At 43.0% G+C, this 4,420-nt stretch carries 5 protein-coding genes; all 5 read left to right on the top strand.

The genetic code is table 11. The annotated features are described in order from the left end of the window. Nucleotides 1-266: 266 nt before the first annotated feature. The 5 genes from Q7J27_05595 (at nt 267) to Q7J27_05575 (ending at nt 4,099) form a co-directional block, all read left to right on the top strand. Nucleotides 267-1,403, top strand: a complete 1,137-nt coding sequence (locus tag Q7J27_05595) for a restriction endonuclease subunit S (GenBank protein ID MDO9528620.1) — start codon at nt 267-269, stop codon at nt 1,401-1,403. Nucleotides 1,404-1,476: 73 nt separating this feature from the next. Continuing rightward, entirely contained in the window at nt 1,477-2,139 is a 663-nt protein-coding gene (gene radC, locus Q7J27_05590; GenBank protein ID MDO9528619.1) for a DNA repair protein RadC, read from the top strand. Between the two features lie 249 nt (nt 2,140-2,388). Next, nucleotides 2,389-3,645, top strand: a complete 1,257-nt coding sequence (locus tag Q7J27_05585) for a hypothetical protein (GenBank protein MDO9528618.1) — start codon at nt 2,389-2,391, stop codon at nt 3,643-3,645. Then, complete coding sequence (locus Q7J27_05580) at nt 3,630-3,770, top strand: hypothetical protein (GenBank protein MDO9528617.1); 141 nt, start codon at nt 3,630-3,632, stop codon at nt 3,768-3,770. The genes Q7J27_05585 and Q7J27_05580 overlap by 16 nt, the downstream gene beginning before the upstream one ends. A gap of 161 nt (nt 3,771-3,931) precedes the next feature. Continuing rightward, nucleotides 3,932-4,099: a hypothetical protein gene (locus Q7J27_05575; GenBank protein MDO9528616.1), complete on the top strand. Its 168-nt coding sequence runs from the start codon at nt 3,932-3,934 to the stop codon at nt 4,097-4,099. The last annotated feature ends 321 nt before the right edge of the window (nt 4,100-4,420 follow it).

Here is a 4,420-nt window from a genome sequence, read left to right as displayed (position 1 = left end):
GCCTTGAACATTGCTTCTGTGCCTGGACGGATGGTGAAAAAGATTCTATGACCACTCAAACATGTAGTGCCAGAAAACGAGGCTGGCCGTCTTTAACTTACTGTTATTGCATAAGAATATTTTTGTCTTCATGAATTTGGGTTAACGAGGACGACAAGACAATTGCCCACATAGTCAGCAAAGAGAAAATCGCCGAATCTGGAGATTACAACTTTTCCAGGGACAGGTACAGAGAGAATGTTGAATTACGAATGTTGAACTATGAATTGGTAGAAATAAAAAGTGTAACTGAAGTAATTACTAAAGGAACCACTCCAACCAGCGTAGGCTATACGTTCATGAATGCTGGAATTAATTTTGTTAAAATTGAAGCCATACGAGAGGATGGCCATTTTTTAGAAGAAAAATTTGCATTCATAAATGATGATTGCAATAATAAATTAGAAAGATCAAAATTACAGGAAGGTGATGTCCTTTTCTCTATTGCTGGCGCATTGGGAAGAGTAGCAGTTGTTACCAATAATATCCTTCCAGCAAATACCAACCAAGCCTTATCAATAATAAGACCAATTAGAGATAAACTATCGTCAAAGTTTTTGTTTTGGATGCTGAAATCTGACCACACAATTAATGAAATAGTTACATTAAAAGTGGGCGTAGCTCAATTCAATTTATCACTAAAACAGATCGGTGAATTACAATTTCCCCTCCCACCAATGGAAGTTCAGGAGAAGATTGTAGCGGAACTGGACGCTTATCAGAAAATCACTGACGGCGCGAAACAGATCGTCGAAAACTACAAGCCCACAATCAAAATCAACCCTGATTGGCCGATGGTTGAATTGGGGAAGATAGCGGGCATTAATGAAACATCTGAAGACCCTGTAAAGTCTTACGGACAGAATGAATTTGTCTATATCGATATTTCTTCTATTGAGAATGGATCAGGCAAGGTGTCATTCAGCAATAAACTAAAAGGTGTAGATGCTCCCAGCAGAGCTAAGAGAAAGGTCAAAAAAGGGGACATTTTGTTGTCTACAGTTAGACCAAATTTGCAGGCTTTTGGATATCTTGAAGAAGTGCCTGAAAATGCCATTGCATCAACTGGCTTTGCTGTTCTAACACCTTCCCCAGATAAAGTAATCGGCAAATATATCTATTTTATGCTTTTTGAACATATTGTACTGGATCAAATGATAGATAAAATGGGAAAGGGAGCCTATCCAAGTATTAATCAAAAGGATGTTTTCCACCTGAAATTTCCCCTTCCACCCCTAAAAACCCAGCAAAAAATCGTTGCTGAAATCGAAGCCGAACGTGAGCTTGTGGAGGCAAACAAGAAGCTGATTGAGATTTTTGGGAAAAAGATAAAGGACAAAATCGGTGAAGTCTGGGGTGAATAATGAATAGCCGCAAAAAAGCGCAAACGACACAAAATAAAAAGAAATCCAGTAAATCCTGTCAAAAAGAAGAACTATGAAAACCATCAAAGACATGCCCGAACACAGTCGCCCCCGCGAGAAACTGCGTGAGAAAGGCGCATTCGCCTTGACCGACGAAGAGCTTGTAGCCGCTATTCTTGGCCGGGGAGTTAAAGGCCTGGATGTGGTTGCCATGTCAAAGAGTGTGGCAAAGCTGATACGCGAACACAAAGAAAACCTTTCTGTTGATCATCTTACGTCCGTGCCCGGAATGGGGCTTGCCAAGGCCGCTCAAATCCTGTCGGCCTTTGAACTGGCAAGGAGATACCTTCTCAAAGAGACTGTAAAGATCAAAAGCGCAAAGGATATCCTGCCATTAGTCGCGGATATTGCCAGTAAACAGCAGGAATATTTTGTATGCATATCCCTCAACGGAGCCAATGAGGTCATCGAAAAACGTATTGTCACCATCGGCCTTGTGAACAGCAGTCAGATACATCCTCGTGAAGTCTTTGCCGACGTCATAGCGGACCGTGCCGCAGCAGTCATCTTTGCCCATAATCACCCATCCGGCGACCCTAAACCAAGCGAGACCGACGCAAAAACCCACAGACAGCTTACAGAAGCAGGAAAGATCCTCGGCCTTAGAATCCTCGACCACATCATCGTAACAAAAAAAGGATATTTCAGCTTCCAGGAAGCGGGGTTGATTGGTTAAACATAAAAGGAGAGAACCACAATGAAAAAAGCCGAAAAAGATGAGAGAATGAACTCTCCCCGCAGCAGAGCTGCGAGGAATTCTTTTGATTAAAAGCCGCAAAGAAGCAGAACGCGAATCGCTCTGCTTCGATCAAATGCGCAAAAACTGACAGTACCCTAAGGGCATTTCCTGTGGGGCATCCTTAGCCTACAGCCTAAACAACCTGAGTACTTACGATTAACTGTATAATTGGACATGGTGTAACCTGTGAATGCAAAGAAAAGAGAAAAACGACAAGATCCTCTTGATCAACTGATCAAAGCTGCTGCCCCCGATATCCTGGGCAATCTCGTCACAAAACTCGCTTTGACAAGGCCTGAGATTCGGCGAGAATGCTTTGAATTTCTCAAGGATCATGTGACGCTGTCACCCGATGAAAAATCGGTTTCCAGCGGTGAGGCCATGTTAGCGCTCTGGATGGAACTGGAGCCGGACCTTTCTGATATGAACGAATATGGTGGCGGGGATTATGGGACTGTTGATCATGTCAGTGGACTTCTCTACGACTTAACGGAGATGCTTCAGGAAGACAGAATTCCGCGTGAATACCGTCAGGAACTTCTTGATGATATATTGACTTATATTCACAGTGGAAACGCCGGAATGGACGATCAACTCTACGAAGTTGCCTATGCGACCTGCTATGATGAAGATGATCAGCGGGATCTGGCGGAACGTTTTGAGGCGATTGGCAGTGATTGGCCTCGTGACCACGCCCGGCGTATATATCGTAAAATTGGAGATCATAAAAAATATATGGAATTGCGTTCTCTCAAGATGGAATATGGGGGCGACTATCACGATCTGGCAACCTTTTACTGGGAGACCGGCAATAAGGACAAGGCCATTGAGACTGCCGAGAAAGGTCTTGAAAACGGAAAAGGTCGAATGAGTGAACTTCGCTCTTTTATGATGGAGCGTGCCAGAGAGTCGGGCGACCGTCCTGCATATATGGAGTTTCAGTTTGCCCAAGCAACAAATATGTTGACCCTGAAGGGCTACAAAACTTTCAAGAAAATCTGTGATAAAAATGAGTGGATTGATTATGAGCCACGATTACTTAAGAATCTTGAAAAAACAAGGGCTGCTGAAAAATTAAAAATATACATGTTCCGCAAGGAGTATGATAAAGCGATAACCCTCCTGACAAAGACCCGTTATCCTGACACACATTATGGGGGGAGTGGATTTCTCGAAATAGCAACGAAACTGGAAAAGATATACCCGCAGGATATACTAACTTTCTACATGACCGGCCTTGGAAACCTCAATCGCAGTTCTGACCGGAAGCACTATGCCCGTGAGGCTTGGGTAATGGCTAAGGTTCGTCATATGTGGGTTGATGTGATGAAGACTCCTGAAAAATGGGAAAACTTTGGACGCAAAGTAAAAGAGATGAACATGAAGCGCCCCGCGTTTCAGGAGGAATTTGCCAAAGTAGTTCCTGATTGGAAAATTCTATAGACAGTGAATATATTGATGGAATCGTAAAAAGTGCCAAAATGCCATTTTTAGGAAAATTCACGCTCTATGAACTTGAACGCGCATGTATGGGCGTTATAGCCGGGATATGGTTCGAAAAGTGCTGAGAAATTTACAAAAGGCCGGATCCGTGGAATGTCTGGGCCGGGGTCCCGGGGCGGTCTGGCAAAAAAGGGGTAATACCCTCAAAAAAGGGCATTAAAGAGGGTAATAAGTCACCGCACAAGTCTTGAATTTTTGCCAGGAGCCGCGCAAGTCCTCAGAAATTATGAATTTGATTGGTCTTAAACACTGGAAAACTTTCCAGGCAAATTATCTAAAACCTCTTCTCCAACAAGGGTTACTTGTTATGACCATTCCTGAAAAACCAACGAGCAGTGAACAGCGGCATATAACGACCGAAGCAGGGAACAAGGTCTTATGCACGACCCGTTGACCGACAAGGTCAGGGTTCAAATTTAGAGAGAGGATTTCAAATTATGAAGATATCAACCATGTTTGATCAAATTGACCTCGGAACTATGGCCTTGCCTAAGTACACGTTATCATAAATATTGTGACATAAACTGGTTACAAGAGATTCTTCGTTGCTTCACTCCTCAGAATGACAGCGCCTGTGTTGATTCCCACAATAAACTGACCAAAATATCCTGATTATATTGAACAAGATGCCGGATTTTCAGATTAAGTAGACAGGGGACTGAGGTTTATCAATCAGTCCCCTGTCTTTGTTCTATCTACGAGTTAAAAGATGATT

The sequence above is a fragment of the Syntrophales bacterium genome, from assembly GCA_030655775.1.
Lineage (GTDB): Bacteria > Desulfobacterota > Syntrophia > Syntrophales > JADFWA01 > JAUSPI01.
Note: the sequence above shows the minus strand (reverse complement) of the source record. Positions and strands in the feature narration are given on the sequence as shown.